At 57.1% G+C, this 22091-nt stretch carries 21 protein-coding genes and 1 pseudogene; 11 read left to right on the top strand and 11 right to left on the bottom strand.

From position 1 onward, the window contains the following. Positions 1-194: 194 nt before the first annotated feature. Positions 195-497 (top strand): putative quinol monooxygenase, encoded by a 303-nt coding sequence (locus tag AUC60_RS25910; protein WP_087274219.1) that lies wholly within the window; start codon positions 195-197, stop codon positions 495-497. 193 nt (positions 498-690) lie between these two features. Further along, positions 691-874 (top strand): annotated as a pseudogene (locus AUC60_RS28230) (monovalent cation:proton antiporter-2 (CPA2) family protein); the annotation flags it as partial. A 38-nt stretch (positions 875-912) separates the two neighbouring features. Here the strand turns inward: AUC60_RS28230 and AUC60_RS25900 are convergent. Beyond that, complete coding sequence (locus AUC60_RS25900) at positions 913-1896, bottom strand: LLM class oxidoreductase (protein WP_087274217.1); 984 nt, start codon at positions 1894-1896, stop codon at positions 913-915. 455 nt (positions 1897-2351) lie between these two features. Here AUC60_RS25900 and AUC60_RS25895 point away from each other — a divergent pair, with 455 nt between their 5' ends. After that, complete coding sequence (locus tag AUC60_RS25895; protein WP_087274263.1) at positions 2352-2720, top strand: hypothetical protein; 369 nt, start codon at positions 2352-2354, stop codon at positions 2718-2720. Positions 2721-3026: 306 nt separating this feature from the next. Here AUC60_RS25895 and AUC60_RS25890 read toward each other — a convergent pair whose 3' ends face one another. From AUC60_RS25890 to AUC60_RS25870, 5 genes are all read right to left on the bottom strand, one after another. After that, positions 3027-4013, bottom strand: a complete 987-nt coding sequence (locus tag AUC60_RS25890; protein WP_087274215.1) for a methyltransferase — start codon at positions 4011-4013, stop codon at positions 3027-3029. Continuing rightward, on the bottom strand, positions 4013-5371 hold the full coding sequence (locus AUC60_RS25885; RefSeq protein WP_087274213.1) for an iron-containing redox enzyme family protein: 1359 nt from the start codon (positions 5369-5371) through the stop codon (positions 4013-4015). Before AUC60_RS25885 ends, AUC60_RS25890 begins: the two co-directional genes overlap by 1 nt. 302 nt (positions 5372-5673) lie before the next feature. Further along, on the bottom strand, positions 5674-6204 hold the full coding sequence (locus tag AUC60_RS25880) for a glyoxalase superfamily protein (RefSeq protein ID WP_158099158.1): 531 nt from the start codon (positions 6202-6204) through the stop codon (positions 5674-5676). A 222-nt stretch (positions 6205-6426) separates the two neighbouring features. Then, positions 6427-6792 carry a hypothetical protein gene (locus AUC60_RS25875; protein ID WP_087274211.1) on the bottom strand — a complete coding sequence of 122 codons (366 nt, stop codon included), beginning with the start codon at positions 6790-6792 and terminating at the stop codon, positions 6427-6429. 112 nt (positions 6793-6904) lie between these two features. Further along, positions 6905-8626: a PAS domain-containing hybrid sensor histidine kinase/response regulator gene (locus AUC60_RS25870; protein WP_087274209.1), complete on the bottom strand. Its 1722-nt coding sequence runs from the start codon at positions 8624-8626 to the stop codon at positions 6905-6907. Between the two features lie 178 nt (positions 8627-8804). Between AUC60_RS25870 and AUC60_RS25865 the strand changes: the two genes are divergently transcribed. Both AUC60_RS25865 and AUC60_RS25860 read left to right on the top strand, forming a co-directional pair. After that, on the top strand, positions 8805-9272 hold the full coding sequence (locus AUC60_RS25865) for a DUF1203 domain-containing protein (protein ID WP_087274207.1): 468 nt from the start codon (positions 8805-8807) through the stop codon (positions 9270-9272). Between the two features lie 444 nt (positions 9273-9716). Continuing rightward, positions 9717-10646: a DMT family transporter gene (locus AUC60_RS25860; protein ID WP_087274205.1), complete on the top strand. Its 930-nt coding sequence runs from the start codon at positions 9717-9719 to the stop codon at positions 10644-10646. On the opposite strand, the gene AUC60_RS25855 is transcribed toward AUC60_RS25860, so the two are convergent. Continuing rightward, positions 10617-11573 (bottom strand): aromatic alcohol reductase, encoded by a 957-nt coding sequence (locus AUC60_RS25855; protein WP_087274203.1) that lies wholly within the window; start codon positions 11571-11573, stop codon positions 10617-10619. The two genes, AUC60_RS25860 and AUC60_RS25855, sit on opposite strands and share 30 nt — an antisense overlap. 98 nt (positions 11574-11671) lie before the next feature. Between AUC60_RS25855 and AUC60_RS25850 the strand changes: the two genes are divergently transcribed. Beyond that, positions 11672-12085, top strand: a complete 414-nt coding sequence (locus tag AUC60_RS25850; protein WP_087274201.1) for a winged helix-turn-helix transcriptional regulator — start codon at positions 11672-11674, stop codon at positions 12083-12085. Positions 12086-12268: 183 nt separating this feature from the next. On the opposite strand, the gene AUC60_RS25845 is transcribed toward AUC60_RS25850, so the two are convergent. Next, positions 12269-13396: an alkene reductase gene (locus AUC60_RS25845; protein WP_087274200.1), complete on the bottom strand. Its 1128-nt coding sequence runs from the start codon at positions 13394-13396 to the stop codon at positions 12269-12271. 356 nt (positions 13397-13752) lie between these two features. Here AUC60_RS25845 and AUC60_RS25840 point away from each other — a divergent pair, with 356 nt between their 5' ends. Both AUC60_RS25840 and AUC60_RS25835 read left to right on the top strand, forming a co-directional pair. Continuing rightward, positions 13753-14682: a LysR family transcriptional regulator gene (locus tag AUC60_RS25840; protein ID WP_087274198.1), complete on the top strand. Its 930-nt coding sequence runs from the start codon at positions 13753-13755 to the stop codon at positions 14680-14682. Positions 14683-14990: 308 nt separating this feature from the next. Next, positions 14991-15371, top strand: coding sequence for a RidA family protein (locus tag AUC60_RS25835; RefSeq protein ID WP_087274197.1), 381 nt, complete (start codon positions 14991-14993; stop codon positions 15369-15371). Between the two features lie 147 nt (positions 15372-15518). Here AUC60_RS25835 and yghU read toward each other — a convergent pair whose 3' ends face one another. Both yghU and galE read right to left on the bottom strand, forming a co-directional pair. Further along, positions 15519-16355: a glutathione-dependent disulfide-bond oxidoreductase gene (gene yghU, locus AUC60_RS25830; protein WP_087274195.1), complete on the bottom strand. Its 837-nt coding sequence runs from the start codon at positions 16353-16355 to the stop codon at positions 15519-15521. Positions 16356-16484: 129 nt separating this feature from the next. Continuing rightward, positions 16485-17510, bottom strand: a complete 1026-nt coding sequence (gene galE, locus AUC60_RS25825; RefSeq protein ID WP_087274193.1) for a UDP-glucose 4-epimerase GalE — start codon at positions 17508-17510, stop codon at positions 16485-16487. Positions 17511-17847: 337 nt separating this feature from the next. On the opposite strand from galE, the gene AUC60_RS25820 reads away from it, so the two are divergent. The 3 genes from AUC60_RS25820 to AUC60_RS25810 all read left to right on the top strand — a co-directional run bounded on the left by AUC60_RS25820 (position 17848) and on the right by AUC60_RS25810 (position 21348). Beyond that, entirely contained in the window at positions 17848-19017 is a 1170-nt protein-coding gene (locus AUC60_RS25820) for a glycosyltransferase family 1 protein (RefSeq protein ID WP_087274192.1), read from the top strand. Then, complete coding sequence (gene glf / locus AUC60_RS25815; protein WP_087274190.1) at positions 19005-20192, top strand: UDP-galactopyranose mutase; 1188 nt, start codon at positions 19005-19007, stop codon at positions 20190-20192. Before AUC60_RS25820 ends, glf begins: the two co-directional genes overlap by 13 nt. Before the next feature lie 70 nt (positions 20193-20262). Continuing rightward, complete coding sequence (locus AUC60_RS25810) at positions 20263-21348, top strand: glycoside hydrolase family 1 protein (RefSeq protein WP_087274258.1); 1086 nt, start codon at positions 20263-20265, stop codon at positions 21346-21348. 12 nt (positions 21349-21360) lie between these two features. On the opposite strand, the gene AUC60_RS25805 is transcribed toward AUC60_RS25810, so the two are convergent. Beyond that, on the bottom strand, positions 21361-21957 hold the full coding sequence (locus AUC60_RS25805) for a GNAT family N-acetyltransferase (RefSeq protein WP_087274188.1): 597 nt from the start codon (positions 21955-21957) through the stop codon (positions 21361-21363). Positions 21958-22091: the final 134 nt, after the last annotated feature.

Here is a 22091-nt window from a genome sequence, read left to right as displayed (position 1 = left end):
TGATCAAGCGGCTGGTCTGCGGCTTGCGCGCTGCCCACTACGTCATTCTCAGTGTCCGAGCGACATGCGACGCTACCCTTGGTCTTTTTGGGTTTGTAATCCTGGTGTCGTCGACCATAGTTAATAGCCGGATGCCCCTTTTAGCTATTGCGACCAGATAGCACCAGACGCATCGTAACAACAGGAGCCACGTCATGGTCAAAGTAGCGTTGTTCGTTCGTTTGGAAGCAAAACCTGGGAAAGAGAAAGAGGTGGAGCGCTTTCTCTTGAGCGGTCTTCCTTTAGTGGAGGAGGAGCCAGCCACTACAGCCTGGTTTGGAGTCCGCTTGGGGCCGTCCACCTTTGGCATCTTTGACGCATTCCCGGATGAAGCGGGCCGGCAGGCTCATCTTTCGGGCAAGGTCGCGGCGGCGCTTATGGCAAACGCTGCCGAGCTGTTTGCCGAACCGCCATCAATCGAGAAGGTTGACGTCCTTGCGGCCAAGCTGCCCGGTTAAGCAAATCCAACAGGAAGTTCCATTCAGTTCGGGGAGGCTCACGATGTCTTGTATGAAAATCAGGATCGCCTAGGCCTGCTGCTGTCCCGGCGGTGATCAATTAAAACACTTGTATTTAAGATAAATGTCATGGCTAAAGTGCCGTGTCCAGGATTCATGCCATGCTTGCGCGCTCGGTATAAGTGAAAGGATACGCGCGCAAATCGTGTCCATGGACGGCATGGAAGCCGCACAGAATCTGCAAGGCAATGTGCTCATCATTGGTTTAGGCTGGGTAGGGTAGATTGCTTGCCGGGCACCGGTCGCTCATGGCGCGAAGATCTCCATCATTGATATAGATCCGGAGGTCATCACGCGCCGTGACACCTTATGGTTTCGTCAAGTGAGTATTCGTCGGCGTAGCAGTGACTGATGTTCAATGAGCTGCCGGACGCGGCTGCACTCCGAACTGCGCGACGATGTGTGTACCCAATTCCTCAATAACCTCCGCCGCAGGGCGCTTGCCATATTTGAGATTGAGAATGACGTGGTCCACGCCGATTTCCTCAAGCGACTCCAGCAAAAACCGTAGATGGTAACGTCCAAGTCTGAACCCCAAATGGATACGTGTGGGTGGCGTGGACGGATTCTCATCGAGATCGATGTACAGCGACTGAGTAAAGGGCTTGTACACAGAGCCACATTGCCTGGTGACCTCCAGCCGCCAATCTTCCACGACCAGCCGCTGCATATTCGGTATGCGTGGATAGTTGATCCATCCGTTGCTCTCACGCGCGATCCAATCCAGTGACTGGCGACTGTTGCCGGTAACGAACATTGGAATGAATTGGGTGGTGGGTTTCGGAATCAGGTCTGCGCCTTGCATTTCACCAGTGTTCCAGTGGATGGGCTCAAAACTGGTGCTGTGGGCGCAGCGAATCACCTCGTAGTTTTCTCGAAAGATCTCTCCACGCTTTTCGGGATCGACGCCAAACGCCGAAAACTCCACTGGCCGATCTCCCGAAGCAACCCCCAGAATCAAGCGACCAATGCTCAACTGATCGACGCTGGCTGACGCCTTGGCCGTGTGCAGGGGATGGTGCAGCGGGATGGCGATGGAGGCGGTGCCAAGTGCAATCTCCGAGGTATGGGCGGCCATATAACCCAGGTAAACCCAGGGGTCGAAGACTTGGCCGACATCGCCGAAGCCAGGGTCGCGAAGCGGCACGTCGCGAAACCAGAGCGCGCAGAAGCCCAGCGCCTCGGCTTGTTTAGCCAGTGTGACCTGGTTGAGCATGCTCGGAGTGTCCCCGTCGAATGCCTCCATGGGAAAGAATAATCCAAGGCTCAAATGCCCCTGAGTGAAGGTTCGGCTGAACCCTCGATGCTGCTGGTAAGGAATCGTGCTCGGCCGATACATACGGATTGACCTCATGGCAGAACGTGAACTGCGCCCCCGTTTCCAGAGGTGCTGCGGCATCGGTCGCTTTTGAACAACAGGTGGGGGGCTGGGTCTGGCTTTTACCCGTTGCGCCGTACTGCTGGTCGTGTGGACCGGATTCAGGGGCCAGTTGCTGGCGATAGGCGCGGGTTGGTCCAAGTGGGTGTTAAGCGGACGGTCTCTCGGCTCTATACCACCAGATGGGCAAGGCGTTCGAGGAATCATTCTATAAGCGTAGGCGGTTTTGCAGCTCTCCGCCATATTCTTACAATCGAGACGCTGCCGGGCGAAAGTTGCGTATCGAAGACAGTTATCGGTCGTTTCCTGCCATTCCAGAATGGCCGCTATTGGCCGATATCAGCCATCATCCTTACCACTGAACGAGACTAATCCACCAAGCTACTGCTCAAACCACAATGCAATTGGATCACAACATGCCTTCACGATTAGCGAGCCGCTACCCGGATATTCAAAGCGTGTTTGAGGCGCAAAGCCCATTCGGGCAAAAGCAGTTGGCTACTCGTATCGTTCTCTGGGCAGCCCATGAGGCGGGGATCGATCCGGACGAAGTGAGTGCCTTGTTATCGCAACATCACGCTGCACAACTCGATGCCCTGTGCATGGAGATGGATGCACGATACTTCGAGCTGTTGGATCGCCAGGATAGTCGTCATCAGTTGTTTTTCTGCAAGGCACGAGCCTACAGCGCAGGTGCTTTGCTTGCTCGTGATACGTGGGATGACGCTATTTATGAGTCTACTTTTGCGACTGAAAAGCCGCTGTTAATTCATGAGTTCTTATAACGAACCTTTCTGCGTCCTCCGTGACACAGGGCGTCGTGCAAGGAGCAATTGCCCCGTATAGGAGCTGCCGAAGGCTGCGTAGCGGTGTGTAGACAGAACGCTTTCGCAGCCTTCGGCAGCTCCTACAAGTTTCTCCGGCTCATGAAAGAACAGAATCTTTGAATTCACTCACGTGCCCGGCGTAAACGCTTGGTAATCGGAGGCAATACTTGCCTTGGCGGGGAGCTGGTCATTCATGCATAAACACGGGTTGAATGACCTGATGTTCTCCCTGCAAGAGCCAGTCCTGGACTTTATGACACCCGGTCACGCCGTTCGTGTGACCGTCAACACCACCGCCGCGATTCGTTCTGCTTGGGCGTAGTTTTCGGTTTCGAGCTCTTCACCGAATACATCCGGGTCCATCTCGCGATAGGACCATGCGAAACCTGGACGATCAATCAACAGGAGGGCGTGTTCGAGGAACAGGTCCACGCCGTCGACCCACGGCGTGCCGGTGTAGAGCAACAGGCTACCGCCTAACGCCAGGCGGCCCATCGCTTGTTCGACGATGCGCACAGAAAGCTCTGATCCCAGACGTCCACCCCCATGACGATAGGCTCGTTTCTGGCTGTCCTGCATGTAGGGCGGGTTGGCGACGATCAGATCGAATTCGCCCGAAGTGCTTTCCAGCAAGTCGCTGTGCCAGGCGTGCACGTTCTCGATTTCGGCCAGCGAAGCGTTTACCGCAGTAAACCTCAGCGCCGTCGGGTTGATGTCCAGTGCCAACACCTGAGCGTTGGGTCTGGATTTAGCGATGAGGATCGCTCCCATGCCGCTGCCACAACCAATATCTGCTGCCGTTCGCACGGGATGCATTGAGGTTCTCAGATGCTCTTCGATGGCTTGGGCAAATCGGTAGGTATCGGGACCGAAAAAGACAGCGTCGTTTGAAATCGTCGGGAAGCCGGAGTGCACGAAAAGCAGGTCCTGCAAGTTCGACCAGCGCACCTCGCTGAGCAACAGACCGGCATGTGCGCGGATAATCCCGCTGGCCAGCAGGGCTTCAATTTCTGCCTCTGGCAGCAGATGTGTTTCAAACGGCCTGTTCCAGCCAAAGATATCGCGCAGGTCACGCGCCTTGCGGTTTTGTTCGCGCTCGTTATTACGCTGATGGGTCAGCGGCGTTACCGTAACAAATTTGTACTCGTCGGCTTGTAGTCGACGACCCAGTTGGACAAGTGCCAGATCATGGGTCTGTTCTTCAATATTGGTGGCGTCTGTAAATGACGACGATGCAGTGGTGTGGTCCATCACGCTAAAGATCCTTGAGCAAGTTGGCTGGAGTACGCCCGGGTAGCAATCAGCCCCTCAGGCGTTGAATGTTGAGAAGGGGACAGCAGGCTGATCAGTCGTTCAGTTGAACCGTTGGCTTTGGGCTGCTTTGTCGATACCGAAGCGGGAGTCGCCCGACGTCGGAACCGGGCGCGGAACGGGTTGCTGTTGGCCGATGCACTTTCGTCAGCCCAATCCCCTGCAATCCAGTCACGCAGCAGCTGCATTTCATAGCCGCTGAACACGCCAAACATAACCGCTCCCGGGCCGTCGATCAGTTGCCAGAAGCGACTTTGGGCTGGGTCCTGATTGCGTTTGATCCAGCCTTTGTTTTCGAGCACGGTGAGAAACGCCCGGCTACGTCCGGGCTCGCCAAGCCATTGATTGATGGTCAGCCCGTCCAGGCGGCAGTAATCGGAGTGCATGTACTGACCAAACGAGCGCTTGCGCTCCAGCATGGCCACGACTTCATCCTCCAGATCAAAGCTGGCAATGACTTCTTTCGTGCCGGTACCCAGTTCATTCAGGGCATAGCCAGCGCGCAGCCGCTCAATGAATTCATCCCGCGTGTCATCTGTCGGCAACAGATCAAGAACGGTTTGCACGGCTTTGTGAGCGTGCCCATTGCTGGCGTTGTCGATGGTGACGTGCAACGTGAAATAGTACGGATCGATTTCCAGCTCGTTGAGTTCGAACGAAGTAATCAGCAAGTGCAACGGAAGCTGTTCGTAGCCCAGGTTGTACCCGAGCAGCTCTGGCAGATACTCGTCGCCCAGTTGAGCGAGTGCGAGTTGAATTGCGCCTTGTACGTACAGCACGTCTTCCAGTGGTTCAGTCGGCGCGCAGTCGTGATCGGCCAGAAGCTTGCGGTACAGAACCACATGATTCAGCGCGGGATCGCCGTCTCCCAGCTCTTCCAGATAGGTACGGATGAGGCCGTGGTAGCGCCAGTCGTCCGTGTGTTTTATCGCCGCGTACAGCCAGGCCCCGTCCACCAGCTTGGTGGGCGCTACCTGCCGGAGAAAATAAAGGGCGTGGGCCTTGTTTGCGAAGAACTGTCTGCCTGCTCCGGCGTGTCGCCCTTCGAGATACTCTCTGTACGCACTGGCGACGACACTGGCCTTGCCTTCCATCCACGCGGGCATGTCGCTGAGATTCTCAGGAAGATCCACCGGACATTGCCGGGCTTGTTGAAGGTGGACTTCGAGAAACTGACGAAGCGTGCGGGCGTCCACCTGCCGGGGATCGCTCAACAGCTGGTGGTAGAGGGTTCTGGCATCTGCATCTGAATGCATTGCCGGGTTCAGGCGATCAGCAAAATTGCGCAGAGAGTTCATAAGGCAGCCTACAAATGTTCTTGGTATGTAGGTCTGAGGCGGGGGCTGGCGGATAAATTCCAAGAATGTGTAAAGGTCAGGACGGATGGTGTGTTTTTTGAAGAGGGACTGCGGTATCAGCCTGCAATGTTTAGGTGTGAACTTGTTGCAGGCTGTAGGAGCGCACGAGCACCGCGAGGCCGCGAAGGCGGTCTGCCTGACAAGCCGCTATCGCGGCCTCGCGGTGCTCGTGCGCTCCTATAGTCCCCCGTTTGTCATGAGACAGCGCTTTTCAATTCATATGAGATGAACCAAAGCCACCGTCACCCCTCACAAAATCTCAGCCGATTGCCGAACGGGTCGTAAACTTCCAGCACTTTACCCCAGCCTTGCTCGACGATGTCTGGCCGACCGTACCCATAACGCTTGGCCTGTAATTCATCACGAAACAGTTCGATGTTCTGCATCGGTATGAACACGGTGGAGCCGGGGCTGGCGTCGCCGTGGTGTTCGGAAAGGTGCAATTGCAGGCCGTTGCGGGTTATCCCCAGATACAACGGCAGGTCTGCTTCGAACCGGTGTTCGAATTCAACGCTGAAGCCGAGGAAGTCCAGGTAAAACTCCCGCGCTTTGGTTTCGTCAAACGACCGCAGGATAGGGATCGATTTGTCGAAGGTGATGCTCGCTGGGGCGGCTTCCTGGGTGAGCAGCGCTGACGTGGTGTTCCAGTCTTTGTGGCCCAGTTGATGAGCGACCAGCTCAAGTGCGGCAGAGTGGGATATTTCTTGATTGGACGTGGCCAGATCAGCGCGCAGACGCTTGGCCATTTGCTTGGCGTGTTCGATCGAAAACATGAAAGCTCCTGGAGTCGAGGCTTTTTGGTGCTCGCGTTGCCAAACCTGGACTATCAAGAGATGCGACAGGATTCGGAAGAAAACATGCTTTCACCTTTCCCATCGGGAGCGAGCGGCAGGCAGCATTGGCCTGTCGCGATCATACACAGGCGATACCGGGGACGGAATGCAGGGAATGAAAAAAGCCGCTGCCAGATGACAGCGGCGTTTGCAGGTCAAGCCTTACCAGCGGTCGCGGCCACGGCCATGATCATAATCCCGGCGGGGACCGTGGTCGTAATATCCGCCACGGGGCGGGTCATAGCGGCGGTATTCAACCGGACGCACCGGGACGTAACGCACCGCCTGATATTGTGGCTGGTAGCGAGGCTGCGGCCGGTATTGCTGGTAACGCGGCTGTGGCCGGTATTCCTGATAGCGCGGGCGGTCATGGTCCCGGCCTGAGTTGCTAAGCACGGTAGCCAACACTGCACCCACGGCTGCACCAGCGATAACGGGGACGATCACGTCGCGTTCATTCGCGGTAGCGGCCCCGGCAACAAGCAGGCTACCGGACAGAATCAGGACTTGGGTCATCTTCGAAAACATGGTGTCTCCTTTGGCGAAAGTAAGTGGGTTCGCCATGGACGTATGAAACACCCATTTCATGTAAACGGAGGTCTGGATTCGGTAAAGGTTTGGTAAAGCGCTGGCAAACAAGTCAGTCGGTAATGACGCTTTTGATACGACTGGTCAGCTCAACCATGGAAAACGGTTTAGTCAGCAAATGCATGCCGGGTTCCAGCTGCTCTTCCCAGTCCAGCGCGTTATGGGCATAGCCGGTAATGAACAGCACTTTGAGATCGGGGCGCAGGCTGCGCCCGGCGTCAGCAACCTGACGGCCATTGATCCCGCCGGGCAGGCCGACGTCAGTGACCAGCAGGTCGATGTGCTGAGTGGATTGCAGCACCTGCAACCCGCTGGCGCCGTCTTCCGCTTCAATGGCGGTGTAACCCAGATCTTCCAGCACTTCCCGGATCAGCATGCGCACGGTGTGCTCATCGTCGATCACCAAAACTGTTTCGCCGCGTTCGGCCAGCGGCGGTGGCGCGAGGACGCGCGGCGTCTCGGAAGGCCTGGACTCGGCGCGGGACCTTGGCAAATACAAGGTCATGGTGGTGCCGATATTCATAATCGAATGAATATGCACGCTGCCACCTGACTGACGGACGAAACCGTAGATCATCGACAGCCCCAGACCGGTGCCTTCTCCCATGGGTTTGGTGGTGAAGAACGGGTCGAATGCGTGGGCAATCACGTCGCTGCTCATGCCGCTGCCGGTGTCGCAGACGCTCAAGGTCAGGTACTCGCCTGCAGGCAAGTCCCGTTCGGCTGCGGCCTTGGCTTGCAGGTTGCAGTTGCCGGTGCGAATGGTCAGCGTGCCGCCCGACGGCATGGCGTCACGGGCATTGATGCAGAGGTTGAGCAGGGCGTTTTCCAACTGGTTCGAGTCAACCTGAGTCAGCCATAAATCGGTTTCGTTGTGCACATGTACCTGCACGGCGGGGCCGATGGTGCTGCGGATCAGCTCAAGCATGCCGGCGACCAGGCGGTTAACGTCGGTTGCGGTGGGTTCAAGGGTCTGGCGGCGTGAGAAGGCCAGCAACCGATGGGTCAGTGCGGCCGCTCGACGTGAGGCGCCTTGTGCAGCATCGAGGTAGCGGTCCATTTCACCGACGCGATTCTGTGCGACTCGCAGCCTGATCATTTCCAGGCTGCCGATGATCCCGGTCAGCAGGTTGTTGAAATCATGAGCCAGGCCGCCCGTCAGTTGGCCGACGGCTTCCATTTTCTGGCTCTGCCGCAGTTGTTGCTCGAGCAACCGCTGGGCCGTCATCTCGATGCCAACGCCTGTGCGCCTTACTGGCTCGCCAGTATTGCTGAAATAGGTGTGGCCACGAGAAAGCACCCAGCGGACCGAGCCGTCAGGGTGCACGATGCGATATTCGAGTTCTAGATCGCCGCTGTTGACCAGCCCGCCCGCCATGGTTTTGCGCAACGCAGCAAGGTCGTCGACGTGTACGTTGGCGAGAAAGTCCTGACGTTTGATGCCGCTGGCGGCCTGCACCGGGTCGATGCCGTACAACTCGCTGATGCCTGCGTCGCAGTAGAAGCAGTCGTTGGACACTTCATAGGTCCAGACTCCAACGCCGCTTACCGCCGAAAGGGCCAAGCGGGCAAAATCCATGGAGTCATGCAGCGCCGTCTCACCTGTCTGCTCGGACTTCACATCCCGCGCCCCTGCTGCACGAATTTGCATGATCCGCAGAGTCGCTCGTCGCGCATCTTCGATACTTGCGTAATGCCCTTCGCGCACCTGGGTTTCAAGCAGGGCGGAGAGTGCAAGGTCGAGGGCCAAGTCCTGAGGTGCCCGATAGGACATGCGCAGTTCTCTGTACGGAGGAAAGTGAGCGAGTCGGGGATTATCACACAAGCTTGGGAAAAAGCCGCGAATGCTGAAATGTCACTTTGATTACCGTTCGGGTTAGGCAGCAAGAAGCGGGGTGTGGTCCGGTTGGATAGCCTGTTTGATACAGGCTCCAACTCAGCAGGAGCTCAGCATGACTTTTCGAATCACAGGCCTCTCCCCGGAACCTTTTCAGGCGCTTTTTGGTTTGTCCGATGACGCCTTGAATGCACTTGGCGTGAGGCGCTACCACGTCGACACAAAACCAGGCTTCCCCGACCGCATCGAATTGCTGGATGCGGAAGTTGGCGAGACGGTCCTGTTACTGAATCACGTCTGCCAGCCGGCCATGACCCCTTATCGAGCCACACACGCGATCTTCATACGCGAAGGTGCCAGCCAGACTTACGACGCGATCAATCAAGTGCCTGAATCGATGCGTATCCGCCTGCTGTCGCTGCGGGGCTATGACGCTGAAGGGATGATGATCGAAGCTGATGTCGTGGAGGGTGTGGCAATAGAGTCGGTGATCGAGCAGATATTTGCCAATCCCGAGGTGAGCTACATCCATGTTCATAACGCGCGAAGAGGGTGTTATGCCGGGCGGGTTGATCGGGGGTAGGCGCGGCACATGCGGTCTATTCGGGAAATTCTATGTTGGCCTGCAACTTCAAAGCCCATGGGGAGCAGCCCCCGTGTTGCAGCAAACGCGGGACCCTGTAGGAGTGAGCTTGCTCGCGATTCGGTCATTGGGTCTGCGAATTTATCGCCTGAACTGACGTAATCGCGAGCAAGCTCACTCCTACAGATCCGATGGCTGCTGCGCGACAGCACAGCTCCCACGGCAATCACTGATGACGTGGGACCGGCTTTAGCCGGGAAGAGGCCATAACAGACGCTGAATCTTCATCTGCAGAAATACCGCTCTCCCGGCTGAAGCCGGTCCCACGATCAGCGCTTGCAGGCAAACCTCGAGTCACCCGCAGGGCAATCAATTCAGATCTTCACATTTCCCTTCTGCCAAACCTCATAATGCCGCGGTCAATAAAGCGTGAGATAAAGCCCCGTGAATATTCGTAAACCCATCGACGGTCAGGCCGCGGCGATGATGACCGTGCTGTGTACCGTATGGGGTCTTCAGCAGGTTGCGATCAAGGCTGCAGCTCCGGACATTGCGCCGATTTTCCAGATCGCCCTGCGTTCAGGTTTTGCCGCGTTGATGGTGGGCGTGTTGCTGATGCTGCGCTGGCAGCAGATGAAGCGCAGCGGCACTTGGCAAGCCGGGATCATGGTCGGTGTGTTGTTTGCGCTGGAGTACCTCGCGGTGGGCGAAGGGCTGCGCTATACCTCGGCTGCGCACATGGTGATTTTTCTCTATACCGCGCCGATATTTGTCGCGATCGGCCTGCATTTTCGGTTTCGCAGCGAGCAACTGACGCTGCTGCAATGGATCGGCATTCTGATCGCTTTCTCAGGCGTAGTGCTTGCTTTCTATGCCCCGGCAGCTCCCGGCGTTTCGGTGGTGCATCAGCGGGTTGGCGATGGGTTGGGTTTGCTGGCGGCTATCCTCTGGGCCGGTACGACCCTCACAATTCGCGGCTCCAGGCTGTCCGACGCGCCCGCGCCGCTGACGTTGTTCTATCAGTTGGCCGGGGCCTTTGTGATCCTTGCGTTGATGGCCCTGGCAACCGGACAAACCGGCATCAACCTGACTACCGTTGCGGTCAGCAGCCTGGCCTATCAGACCATTGGCGTCTCATTTCTAAGTTTCCTCGCCTGGTTCTGGCTGCTGGGCCGCTATCTCGGTTCTCGCCTGGGCGTGCTGTCGTTCATGACGCCTTTATTCGGCGTGGTGTTTGGTGTGTGGTTACTGGACGAAACGCTGGAATCCTCCTTTGTGATCGGTTCGGCACTGGTGCTCACCGGGATTCTGCTGGTGAGCGGGCACGATCTTTTGAGGCAAGTGCTACACAAGCGCGCCCTTGGCAGGCACTAGGTTCTGCTCGACCCAGTCAGCCACCGTGGTCAGTTCAATGCCGTGTGTAGCGTTGAACGTGCGTTTTTTATCCCAGGCGACGCCTTTACCTTGGGCAAAAACCGCCCGGTATTTGCAAAGCGAATCGTGCGGCGCTGCAGCGAGAGCGGCATTCAGCTGTGGGACGGTACATTCCACGCGGGACAGCGTGCGCCCAAGCTTTTCGTCGAGAATGTCCGCCAGTTGCCGATAGCTGAGCGTGTCCCCTGCGACGAATACCACCTGATCAATCAGGCGGGGTTCGGCAAAGATGATAAGTGCCGTCAGCTTGCCGATGTCCTCTGGCGTGGTGACGGTGACTTGCGTGTCCCAGGTACCCAAAGCATGAACCGTGTTTTTGGCCAGATCCACGACACCAAATGCTGGCTCGAACAGGAAGCTGGTAAACATCCCGGTGGAAATGATCAGCCATTGGGTTGTGCGCTGGGCTCTTAGAAGCTCGCGAACTTCGAGTTGTTCATCAAACAGATCCTGCGGGCTGCCTTTACCGATCACGTCATAGTCCACGCCGAACTGCCACGGCACGTAGCGCTTTACGCCCGCCTTGAGCGCCGCCTGAGTGAGCTTGAGTTGGGTGCCAGCGCCCGCAACGAAGCCAACACAACTGATTACCGTATCGAAGTGCCGGAAATGCTCGGCGAGTGCCTCGATGGAGTCGTTGATCACATCGGCCTGCAAGATATGAATGCCGAGGATTTGGAGCTCTTCAAGGGCGCGTTTTTTTGAGCTGTCCTGGGTGGCGACGGCGGAGGCGCGCAACAGTACGGTGATGCGAGCGTTTCTGCTGTCAGCGTTGATTTCAGCCAGTTGGCGCAGGACTTGGGTGCCCAGTTCACCGGCTCCCAGTACAAGAATATTGTCGGTTTTCACGGGCGTGGTCAGTTGCATGAATTTCCTCCGGATAGCGGCTCAAGGGCGAGCGGTTGTTATCCTGTCACCATTGAGACGCGGCCATAAGTAGGCACACGAGTGATCCTGGGGGGCTAATGGACAACGAAGAAATCATCAGACAATCGCAAGCGGCCTGCGAAGCGCTGAGTGAAGAAGACGACGGGTTGAAGCGAGAGGTGCTGACCCACGCGGGTAATCGCTGGTCGCTCGGTATTGTTCACACGCTCGGTGTGGAGGGTCGGCTCAGGCATGCGGAAATCGCCAGACGCATGAGCGGCGTGACGCAGCGGATGTTGACCCGCAGCCTGCGTCAGCTAGAAAGAGATGGTCTGGTTGTGCGCAGAGATCACAATGAAGTTCCGCCACGTGTCGACTACGAACTGTCTGAGCTAGGTCGCGGATTGCTAGTGCAGATGATTCCGCTCTGGATGTGGGTGGCGGGCAATGCAGAGGGTTTTCGTGAGGCCCGTGAGCGTTACGATGCGGCGGGTCTGGCGAAGGTGGAGTGAGTTTGCTGCGCGATGGCGGCGCGTCGGCAGTGTGCTGCTACTTTCTGGATTGGAATGGATTTCACTGTTGAAATGCATTCTCTGCGAGGCTTGCCCGCGATAAAGGCAATGCGGTTTATCAGATAGACCGCGGCGTTCTTATCGCGGGCAAGCCTTGCTCTCACAGGTCCTTCGTTTGCTACGTCAGGCCGGTTGGTACGGCGAGTAATCCACATAGCCTTTGGCATCGCCACCGTAGTAGGTGTCGCGATCCGGAGTGGTCAGCGGCCAGCCGTTTTTCAGGCGAGCAACGAGGTCCGGGTTGGCGATGAAAGGTTGGCCAAAGGCAGCAAGATCAATCAGGCCAGCGTTGACCAGATCCTGAGCGCGTTCCAGCGTCATGTCGCCTGCGAGGATCAGTGCGGTGTTGCCCAGTTTGGCTTTGCAATCCTTGAGCAATGCCCGCAGCGCTTCTTCCTGTGCAGCTGAGCTTTCACCGGCCATGAAGAAGTGGGTCTGGTCCATGACGTGGACGTAGGCGATGCCGCGCTCATTCATGCCAGCGCACAGCGCCGCGTAGGTTTCATCGATTTCAGGATAGATCGGCATATCGAACAGCTGGCCGTACGGCGAGATACGAATGCCGACCTTGTCTTTACCTATTCTGGCGCTGACCGCGTCGACCACTTCGAACACGAAACGCAGGCGATCATCGAGGTTTTTAGCGCCATAGCGGTCGGTGCGATCGTTAACCAGCGGGTTGAGGAACTGCTCAAGCAGATAACCATTCGCGCCGTGGATCTCCACGCCATCAAATCCGGCGTCGATTGCGTTTGCAGCCGCCTGGGCAAAGTCCTGAACGACCCGACCGACTTCTTCTGTGGTCAGGGGACGTGGGGTGGAAGTGTCAACGAAGCCCGGCTCACCATTCTCGGTATAACCGAACGCCTTACCACCTTGGGCTGGCTTGTTTGTGGAGCTGACCGGAGCTTTGCCATCGACCTGAATCGAAGTGTGGGAAACCCGGCCAACGTGCCAGAGCTGGGCGAACATTCTGCCACCGACGCTGTGGACGGAATCCGTCACCAGCTTCCAGCCCTGAATTTGCGCGTCGCTAAAGATACCGGGATTGAACAGATAGCCCTGACCTTCACGAGAAATCGGCGTGCCTTCGGACACGATCAAACCTGCGGTGCCGCGTTGGGTGTAATACAGCGCGATCTGTTCGTTGGCAATATCTTCCGGCGCACGGGAGCGGGTCATTGGCGCCATGACAAAACGGTTGTTTAGCGTAAGGCCGCTGAGGTCGTAGGAGTCAAAAAGGTTCGTCATAAATCGGAGTCTCCATGGACAGAATCTGGTTCTGGCGAAAAACCCGCGAGGTCAGGGCGTTTCCGGCAGATGAAAGTGGTGACCATGGTAGGTTGTTGCTAAAGCAGCCACAATTGAGGGTAAAAGCAAAATACTATTGCTGTTTTAGCAATTGGTGGTTTCAATTGGCAGGATGAAATCACGTACGTCTGTTCCTCGCTGTCCCTGACCTCACGCTGTCGCGCAGCAAACATAGGTAGGAGCGCACGAGCATCGCGAGGCCGCGAAAGCGGTTTGTCAGGCAGGACGCCATCGCGGCTCGCGGTGCTCGTGCGCTTCTACAGAAACGTTTTACTAATCAGATAGTTGTAGTTTTTATGCACCTCAAAGCCCACAGATTCTTCGCCATGGTCGCCGTCAACGGCAGTTTTTCCGCAACGGCCCGACACTTTCAGGTGCCTGCCTCGTCGGTATCGCGCTTCATTGCGGCGCTTGAACGAGAGTTAGGGCAGCAACTGCTGTATCGAAATACCCGTGCCGTGAAGCTCACCGACGCCGGCGAGCGTTATTACCTGCAGATTCGCGAAGTCCTGGAGTTGCTGGACGCCGCCGACGAGGAGGTCACCGGAAAGGTGGGCGATATACGCGGCCTGGTGCGGATCAATGCGCCGGTTGCGTTTGGCCAGTTGCACATCGTTAAACTCCTGGAAGGCCTTTACGAAAAATACCCCGAGCTGAGTGTTGAGCTGAACGTCACTGATGCGTTTATTGATCCGGTTCTGGAGGGCACCGATATCATTTTCCGGGTCGGGCAATTGCAGGATTCTGGCCTGATAGGCCGCAAGATCTGCGACCAGCGCTACTTGCTTTGTGCAAGCAGCGAGTACGTGGAAAAGCACGGACAACCGACCTCGCCGCAGGACCTGCTCAATCATGCCTGCCTCGTTTATAAAGGCGTCAGCGGCATTCAGCGGTGGCATTTCCGTCATCCAGGGCACGATGTTGAAGAGGTCATCGACGTCGACGGACCGCTACGAAGCAATAACGGTCAGGTGCTGATGGAAGCAGCGCTGGCAGGCAGGGGCATCGTGTTGTTTCCTTCGTGGCTATTCAATCGAGCGCACTTCAAAACACAGGAACTCATCCAGCTGTTGCCCGAGTGGGAAGGTTGCGTCGAGTCGTCGCTGAGTCAGATTCATTTGATCTCGCCCGAGAATCGACTGCGTTCACAGAAGGTCCGGGTAGTGTGGGACTACTTCGTGAATGCGATTGGCTCGCCGCCGTACTGGGACCGGTCGGAGTCCTGATTCAAGGTTCCATGTAAGAAAAAACAGCGTCACTAATGGCGAAAGGCTTACATTGCGCACTGTCGATTGTCCATTTACGTAACAGCGGCACAAGCGCAATCTAGAGCCATCAACCGGAACGCAGGAAGCGCTTCGGAGGTAACGGATGACCACCATGGCCCGGATGGCTACCGACAGGATGTTGGAATGGTAATGATGAAAAAGTAACCCGCTTCGGCGGGTTTTTTCATGCCTGCGTTTTATGCCTGAGGGTCTGTAAACTGTTCGCGCAAACGGGTGACCTTTTTACTTCCAGACAAGAGACCTTCATGGCAAACCAAGACATTACGTTCGTCCCGGACCCTGATTCGGACTCCATTTCCTCTGACGTGGCCGGTTTTGGCGGCTTGCTGGTCTCCACGCAGATCCCGACTCATGCTGACGGCAGTCTGGAGTTGGGCGATATAACGCTGCAAAGCGAATGCACACTGCAAGCGCTGAAAGTGGCGCTGGAAAAGGCCGGCAGCTCCATGGATCGGGTATTGCACCTGACCATTTACCTAACCGACATGGCCGACCGCGCCGCTTTCAATGAAGTCTATAAACGCTTCTTCGCCAAGCCCTGGCCTGTGCGTGCGGCGGTGGGCGTGGCTGCATTGGCAGTGGAGGGCATGCGCGTGGAAGTGACGGCGATGGCGGCGAAGGGCTGATTTAAGACCGCGCCACGATTTGACCGGTCTGAAATGCATTTCTGTAGGAGCTGCCGAAGGCTGCGATCGCGGCTTGTCTGATACACCGCGATCGGCGCCGTCGTAACCTCCGACAACTCCTTCAGAGAGCAGGGCGTGCTGCCACCCTCAATCCAGATCCGCAGCCTCATGCCGTTCCGGCACTCGGGTTGCTTCATCACCCCAGGTCCGGTTGACTCGCGTACCCCGGACAACCGCAGGGCGTTTGGCGATCTCATGCGCCCAGCGCTGCACATGGGTGTATTCATCTACGGCGAGGAATTCCGCCGCCGAGTACAGGCCGCCGAGGATCAATTGGCCGTACCACGACCAGACCGCGATATCAGCGATGGTGTAGTCGTCGCCCGCCAGATACGTACTCTCACTCAGACGGCGATCGAGCACGTCCAGTTGACGCTTGGCCTCCATGGCGAACCGGTTGATCGGGTATTCAAGCTTCTCCGGCGCGTAGGCATAAAAATGCCCGAAGCCACCACCGAGATAAGGCGCTGCACCCATTTGCCAGAACAGCCAGTTCAGGGTCTCGGTGCGGCCCGCTGGATCGGTTGGGAGAAAGCGCCCGAACTTTTCGGCCAGATACAGCAGGATTGAGCCCGACTCGAACACGCGGATGGCTGGCTCGGCGCTGTAATCCACCAGAGCTGGAATCTTCGAATTGGGGTTGATGTCGACGAAGCCGCTGGAGAACTGATCACCTTCGTTGATGCGGATCAGCCAGGCATCGTACTCGGCGTCGGTGTGCCCCAGCGCCAGTAACTCTTCAAGCAATATCGTGACTTTGATGCCGTTGGGCGTCGCCAATGAATAGAGCTGCAAGGGATGTTTGCCCTTGGGCAGCGTCTTCTCGTGGGTGGGTCCGGCGATGGGCCGGTTGATGCTTGCAAACTGCCCACCCACTGCTTCGTTTTTCCATACCTTGGGCGGAACATAAGGTGCTTTGCTCATGGACGAACCTCTTGATTGTTCGAAGCGATAACGCGAGCGCATTGAATCGCCGCGTCAGATCAATGGCATACCCTGCCAGCGCAGTGATCTGTAATCAATGGTCTTCGTTAGCCGCGCGGGAAACTGTGCTCAACCGGCCAGCGGCACAACCGACTCCAGTTGATGACTGCACTGCCAGCGCCAGGCATCGGCCAGCATGCAATCCAGCGAGCGTCTCGCGCTCCAGCCCAGTTCAAGCGAAGCCTTAGCGGGATCGGCCCAGCAGCGGGCAATGTCACCCGCGCGGCGCGGTTCATAAATGATCGGCACACACACGCCGCTGACCCGCTCGAACGCCTGGACGACTTCCAGTACCGAATAGCCCTGGCCGGTGCCGAAATTCCAGACCTGAACGCCTTGCTTCAAACGCAGGGTTTGCAGGGCTTTGACATGCCCTTCGGCGAGGTCCATCACATGCACATAATCGCGAATACCGGTGCCATCGGGCGTCGCATAATCATTGCCGTAAACGCTCAGGGTCGGGCGTTGCCCGCTGGCAACCTGCAACAGATAGGGCAACAGATTGTTGGGAATGTCGGTCGGTGCCTCGCCCAGTTCACCCGAGTCATGCGCACCGATCGGATTGAAATAACGAAGTAAGCCCACTGACCAGCGCGCGTCGGACACCACCAGGCTTTTCATTATGTTTTCGGCCATCAGCTTTGATTGTCCGTAAGGATTCGAAGGCTGGCCGGTCGCACAGCATTCATCAATGGGCATGACGGCGCAGTCGCCGTAAACAGTGGCTGAGGAACTGAACACCAGAGTAAATACGCCGGCATTCGCCATCGCCTGGCATAGCGTTACGCTGCCGCCAACATTGGTGTCGTAGTAGCGCAACGGCTCACGCACGCTTTCACCTACGGCCTTGAGCCCGGCGCAATGAATGACGGCATCAATCGCGTAGTCGTCGAACAGCGTGGCAAGCAATCCACCGTTCCTGATGTCGCCCAGGACAAAGCCGGGGCGTCGACCACTGACCCGCGCAATCCGTTTCAGGACCGAGCGAGAGCTGTTGCAGAGGTTGTCGAGAATCACGACGTCTTCGCCGTGATCCATTAATTCAAGCACTACATGAGCGCCAATATAGCCCGCACCGCCGGTTACCAAGATCATGTGCCGTCCTCGTTTGATCACCTGTAAACGGCGACTTCAAACTGCCGGACATGTTCTGGTTCGTCTCCTGGCCTGCGCGGCGACTTCCAGGCATGTGAGGTTATGGGCGCTGCAATCGCGCAGGAGTTCAAGGCGCGTTGCTGACCGGTACGTGCAGTTCATCGGCTTTACATCCCGGCCCGTTGAACGCTGAATGAACTGCGCCGCTCCAAGTTTTAGAAGTGCGCAAAAGGGTGAGCTGATCATCCGCCGCATTTGGTAATGCAACCGAGTGTGGTCGAAGCCACAGGATTCATGGGCTTCAGTCTCGATTCCGATTTTAAAAAAGGAATTCGCGATGAACCTTCCAGAGCCGCCTGATCATTTTTTACCCGTCCGCAGTAATGCCCGCTCAGCCGCGACAGCGCTGGCGAGGCCTACCTTGTTATGCCTGTCTCATTTGCGCTGGGGGTTCGTCTATCAACGCCCGCAACATGTGATGTCGCGTCTGGCCAAAGACTACGACGTGGTGTTTTTCGAAGAGCCGGTTTTTGCTGATGCTCAGCAACCTGAACTGGAGTTGTCTCAGCCGGTCAGCGGGATCACGGTCATGGTGCCGCGCCTTCCCTGGGGGATGGATCTGCAACAGATAGCGGATGCCCAGCGACAATTGCTTGATGCCTGGTTAGTCGAGCATGCCGCACCTGAGTTGCTGCTGTGGTACCTCACGCCCATGAGCCTGTCGTTCACCGAACACCTGAACGCTCATGTGACGATTTTCGATTGCATGGACGAGCTCTCGGCATTCAAGGGCGCGCCAGCGGATCTGATCGACAAAGAGCGGCAGTTGATGGCCAAGGCTGACGTGGTGTTCACCGGCGGTTACAGCCTGTGGGAAGCCAAGCGAGGTCAACATCCAAACGCTCATGCAGTGCCCAGCAGCGTCGATATTGCGCACTTCGCCGCCGCTCGCGACAGGTTGCCTGAACCCGCTGATCAGGCGGGCATCAGTCATCCGCGACTGGGGTTCTTTGGGGTCATCGACGAGCGATTTGACATCGAGCTGGTCAGTGAACTGGCGATCCAACGGCCAGATTGGCAAATCGTCCTGATCGGTCCAGTGGTGAAAATCGATCCGGACACGTTGCCGCGTCAGCCCAATATTCATTATTTAGGCCCCAAGAGCTACGACGAATTGCCAGGGTATCTGTCCGGATGGGACACCGCGTTGATGCCGTTCGCGATCAACGAATCGACGCGTTTCATCAGCCCGACCAAAACCCCGGAGTACCTGGCGGGCGGTTGCCCGGTGGTGTCGACGCCAATTCACGACGTAGTCAGCGGGTACGGCGATTCAGGTGTGGTATCGATCGCGGATTCACCGCAGGCTTTTATTGCCGCCATTGAGGCCGCGCTGCAATCCAGGGCTGAAGTGACGTTTACTCAGCGCGTTGATGCCGTGCTGGGTGATATGTCCTGGGACAAAACCTGCGCCGTCATGAAGGAGCAGATCGAATGCCTAAGGTAACCATTGATACCGCCAGCAACGGCCCGTCGAGTGCGGTCAGCAAATGTATTTATGACTACTTGATCGTCGGCGCCGGTTTTGCCGGATCGGTGATCGCCGAGCGATTGGCCGAGGGGCTTGGCAAGCACGTGCTGTTGATCGATCGCCGCGAGCACATTGGCGGTAATGCTTACGATCACCCGGACGCCGCTGGCGTGATGGTCCATCGTTACGGGCCGCATATCTTCCACACCAACGCACAACGGATTGTCGATTACCTGTCGCGTTTCACCGAATGGCGGCCTTACGAACATCGTGTGCTCGCCCGCGTTGACGAACATCTGCTGCCCATTCCCATCAACCTGACTACCTTGAACACGCTGTATGGCCGGTCGATGGACGAGCATGAAGCCGAGGTTTTTCTGGCTGAGCGCGCCGAGCCTGTTACCGACATCCGCACCTCTGAAGATGTGGTGATCAACCAAATTGGTCGCGAGCTGTATGAGAAGTTCTTCCGTGGCTACACCCGCAAACAATGGGGCCTGGATCCGTCCGAGCTGGACAAGTCGGTGACGTCGCGTATTCCGACACGGACCAATGAAGATGACCGCTATTTCACCGACACCTTCCAGATGATGCCGCTGCACGGCTATACGCAAATGTTCGAAAACATGCTTGATCACCCGCGCATAGACCTGTTGCTTGCGACAGACTTTGCTGCGGTACGCGAGCGGGTTCATTACAAGCAGTTGATCTACTGCGGCCCGGTCGATGAATATTTCGATTTTTGTTTTGGGCGTTTGCCATACCGCTGTCTGCAGTTCAGGCACGAGACTCTACAGACCGGGCAGTTTCAGTCCGTTGCCGTGGTCAACTATCCGGATGAGCGGGTGCCCTATACCCGGATCACTGAGTACAAACATCTGACGGGGCAGACGCATCCATTGACCAGCATCAGCTACGAATTTCCCTGTGCTGAAGGTGATCCGTATTACCCGATTCCGCGGCCGGAAAACGCCGAGCTGTACAAGCGCTACAGCGCGCTGGCCGACGACACACCGGGTGTGACTTTCCTCGGCCGGTTAGGCACTTACAAGTACTACAACATGGATCAGGTGGTGGGCCAGGCATTGGCGTTATATCAGCGTATCGAGCAGCAAGCGTTGGCGTCAGCGCCTGCGGTGGAGGCGGGATGACGCGGTGCCTGGCGGCATTGTCGCCAGGAGGATCGAGGTGAAGAAGACCAGCCTCTTCAACTCATTTCTGATGGCAGGTTATGAATGCGCTACCCAGCGACGACGGGATGGCGTACGGCTTGATCTGCTGGTCTCAACCGGGCACTCAAAGTGGGTTGAAAACGATTACGCGCAGCTCGCCGGGCTTGGCATCGGTTGCGCACGAGACGGGCTGCGCTGGCACTTGATCGAAGCGCAGTCGGGGCATTACGACTGGAGCAGTTTTCTGCCCATGTTGCGTGCTGCTCGCAATCACAATATTCAGGTGGTTTGGGACCTCTGTCATTACGGCTATCCCGATGGTCTGGATATCTGGCGGCCCGAGTTCGTCGAGCGCTTTGCCCGGTTCGCGGGGGCCGTCGCCCGTTTAATGAAAAATGAAGGTGTCGAGGCTCCGTTTTTTTCGCCCCTTAACGAGATTTCCTTCTGGAGTTGGGCGGGGGGCGAGGTCGGTTATTTCAACCCAGGCATGCATGGGCGAGGACAGGAACTCAAACATCAACTGGTACGCGCAAGCATTGCAGCCATCGAAGCTGTCCGCGATCAGCTTCCGCAAGCACGCTTTGTGCAGTGCGAGCCGTTGATCAATGTGATGGCCGCCTCCAGCCGTGCCGATGAAGTCAATAACGCCGAGCAACACCGGCTTTCGCAGTTCGAAGCCTGGGACATGCTGGCGGGCCGTCAGTGGCCGGGGTTGGGGGGCCGCGAGGAGTATCTGGATATCATCGGCGCCAATTTTTACCCGCATAACCAATGGTTCTTGAATGGCGCAAAGATCCTGCGCGGCGAACGTCATTTTCGTCCGCTGGCGGGCATGCTCAAGGAATTGCAGCAACGCTATCGACGGCCACTGTTGATTTCAGAAACCGGCGCGGAAAGTGACGAGCGTGTGCCATGGCTGAACTACGTCAGTGAACAAGTCGCCCTGGCGCAACAGCGCGGCGTTGAGGTGGATGCGCTCTGTTGGTATCCCTTTCTGGATTACCCCGGCTGGGACGATGGCCGGTACTGCCCGGCGGGCGTATTCGGCTACGCGGACGGGGAAGGCAATCGCGCCTCGTGTCACCCGCTGCATGTGCACATGCAGACGCTGTCGCGCCAGACAAGGTTTTTGTAGGGCCCGCCATTCTCAGCTTACGGCATACCCCGCCAGCTTATGTTGCAAAGCCAGCTTCACCTGAGGCCACTCCGTATCGATGATGCTGAAACGCACCGAGTTACGCTTGCGCCCGTCGGGCATGATCCTTTCGTGGCGCACGATGCCTTCTTGAGTTGCGCCAATACGTAAAATCGCGGCGCGTGATTTCTCATTCAGCTCGTCAGTCGTGAACTGCACCCGCACCGCGTTCATCACTTCGAAAGCGTGGCAAAGCATCAGGTATTTTGCTTCTGTGTTGACGCTCGAACGTTGCGCGGATTCGGCCAGCCATGTGTGGCCGATCTCCATCTTTCGGTTTGCCCGATCAATCTTCCAGAATCGTGTGCTGCCCAACGGCTCCTGCGTCTCGCGCCTGACGATCAGAAACGGCAAAACAGTTCCGGAGTGCAGGCCTTGCATGGCTTTGTCGAGATACTGGTCGACCGTGTCCGGCCCCGGAATGACCGTCATGTTCATGTTCCACAACTCGCCATCGGCTGCAGCACGGAGCAGGGCAGGGGCATCCTGTTCAGTGAGCAGGCGCAGTTCGATGGTCTGGCTGGTCAGGGTTGGAGTGTTCTCGTTCATGGCGAGTGTAATCACGGGACAGTGGGGCATGCATCGTAAGATTGCCTGCGTTTTTCAGGCAAGTGCTTGAGCATGCTAAATGGCCCTTACAGGCTTCCCACAAACAATATGCACAGGACCTGCATTTCAGCCAC

Origin of the sequence: Pseudomonas caspiana, from assembly GCF_002158995.1 — a bacterium.
Lineage (GTDB): Bacteria > Pseudomonadota > Gammaproteobacteria > Pseudomonadales > Pseudomonadaceae > Aquipseudomonas > Aquipseudomonas caspiana.
This window is presented reverse-complemented; position numbering and strand designations above follow the sequence as displayed.

Excerpts from the sequence above, each read along its gene's own strand:
- AUC60_RS25910 (WP_087274219.1), top strand. The coding sequence starts at position 195 with ATGGTCAAAGTAGCGTTGTTCGTTCGTTTGGAAGCAAAACCTGGGAAA.
- AUC60_RS25900 (WP_087274217.1), bottom strand. The coding sequence starts at position 1,896 with ATGTATCGGCCGAGCACGATTCCTTACCAGCAGCATCGAGGGTTCAGC.
- AUC60_RS25895 (WP_087274263.1), top strand. The coding sequence starts at position 2,352 with ATGCCTTCACGATTAGCGAGCCGCTACCCGGATATTCAAAGCGTGTTT.
- AUC60_RS25890 (WP_087274215.1), bottom strand. The coding sequence starts at position 4,013 with ATGGACCACACCACTGCATCGTCGTCATTTACAGACGCCACCAATATT.
- AUC60_RS25885 (WP_087274213.1), bottom strand. The coding sequence starts at position 5,371 with ATGAACTCTCTGCGCAATTTTGCTGATCGCCTGAACCCGGCAATGCAT.
- AUC60_RS25880 (WP_158099158.1), bottom strand. The coding sequence starts at position 6,204 with ATGTTTTCGATCGAACACGCCAAGCAAATGGCCAAGCGTCTGCGCGCT.
- AUC60_RS25875 (WP_087274211.1), bottom strand. The coding sequence starts at position 6,792 with ATGTTTTCGAAGATGACCCAAGTCCTGATTCTGTCCGGTAGCCTGCTT.
- AUC60_RS25870 (WP_087274209.1), bottom strand. The coding sequence starts at position 8,626 with ATGTCCTATCGGGCACCTCAGGACTTGGCCCTCGACCTTGCACTCTCC.
- AUC60_RS25865 (WP_087274207.1), top strand. The coding sequence starts at position 8,805 with ATGACTTTTCGAATCACAGGCCTCTCCCCGGAACCTTTTCAGGCGCTT.
- AUC60_RS25855 (WP_087274203.1), bottom strand. The coding sequence starts at position 11,573 with ATGCAACTGACCACGCCCGTGAAAACCGACAATATTCTTGTACTGGGA.
- AUC60_RS25850 (WP_087274201.1), top strand. The coding sequence starts at position 11,672 with ATGGACAACGAAGAAATCATCAGACAATCGCAAGCGGCCTGCGAAGCG.
- AUC60_RS25845 (WP_087274200.1), bottom strand. The coding sequence starts at position 13,396 with ATGACGAACCTTTTTGACTCCTACGACCTCAGCGGCCTTACGCTAAAC.
- AUC60_RS25840 (WP_087274198.1), top strand. The coding sequence starts at position 13,753 with ATGCACCTCAAAGCCCACAGATTCTTCGCCATGGTCGCCGTCAACGGC.
- AUC60_RS25835 (WP_087274197.1), top strand. The coding sequence starts at position 14,991 with ATGGCAAACCAAGACATTACGTTCGTCCCGGACCCTGATTCGGACTCC.
- yghU (WP_087274195.1), bottom strand. The coding sequence starts at position 16,355 with ATGAGCAAAGCACCTTATGTTCCGCCCAAGGTATGGAAAAACGAAGCA.
- galE (WP_087274193.1), bottom strand. The coding sequence starts at position 17,510 with ATGATCTTGGTAACCGGCGGTGCGGGCTATATTGGCGCTCATGTAGTG.
- AUC60_RS25820 (WP_087274192.1), top strand. The coding sequence starts at position 17,848 with ATGAACCTTCCAGAGCCGCCTGATCATTTTTTACCCGTCCGCAGTAAT.
- glf (WP_087274190.1), top strand. The coding sequence starts at position 19,005 with ATGCCTAAGGTAACCATTGATACCGCCAGCAACGGCCCGTCGAGTGCG.
- AUC60_RS25810 (WP_087274258.1), top strand. The coding sequence starts at position 20,263 with ATGGCAGGTTATGAATGCGCTACCCAGCGACGACGGGATGGCGTACGG.
- AUC60_RS25805 (WP_087274188.1), bottom strand. The coding sequence starts at position 21,957 with ATGAACGAGAACACTCCAACCCTGACCAGCCAGACCATCGAACTGCGC.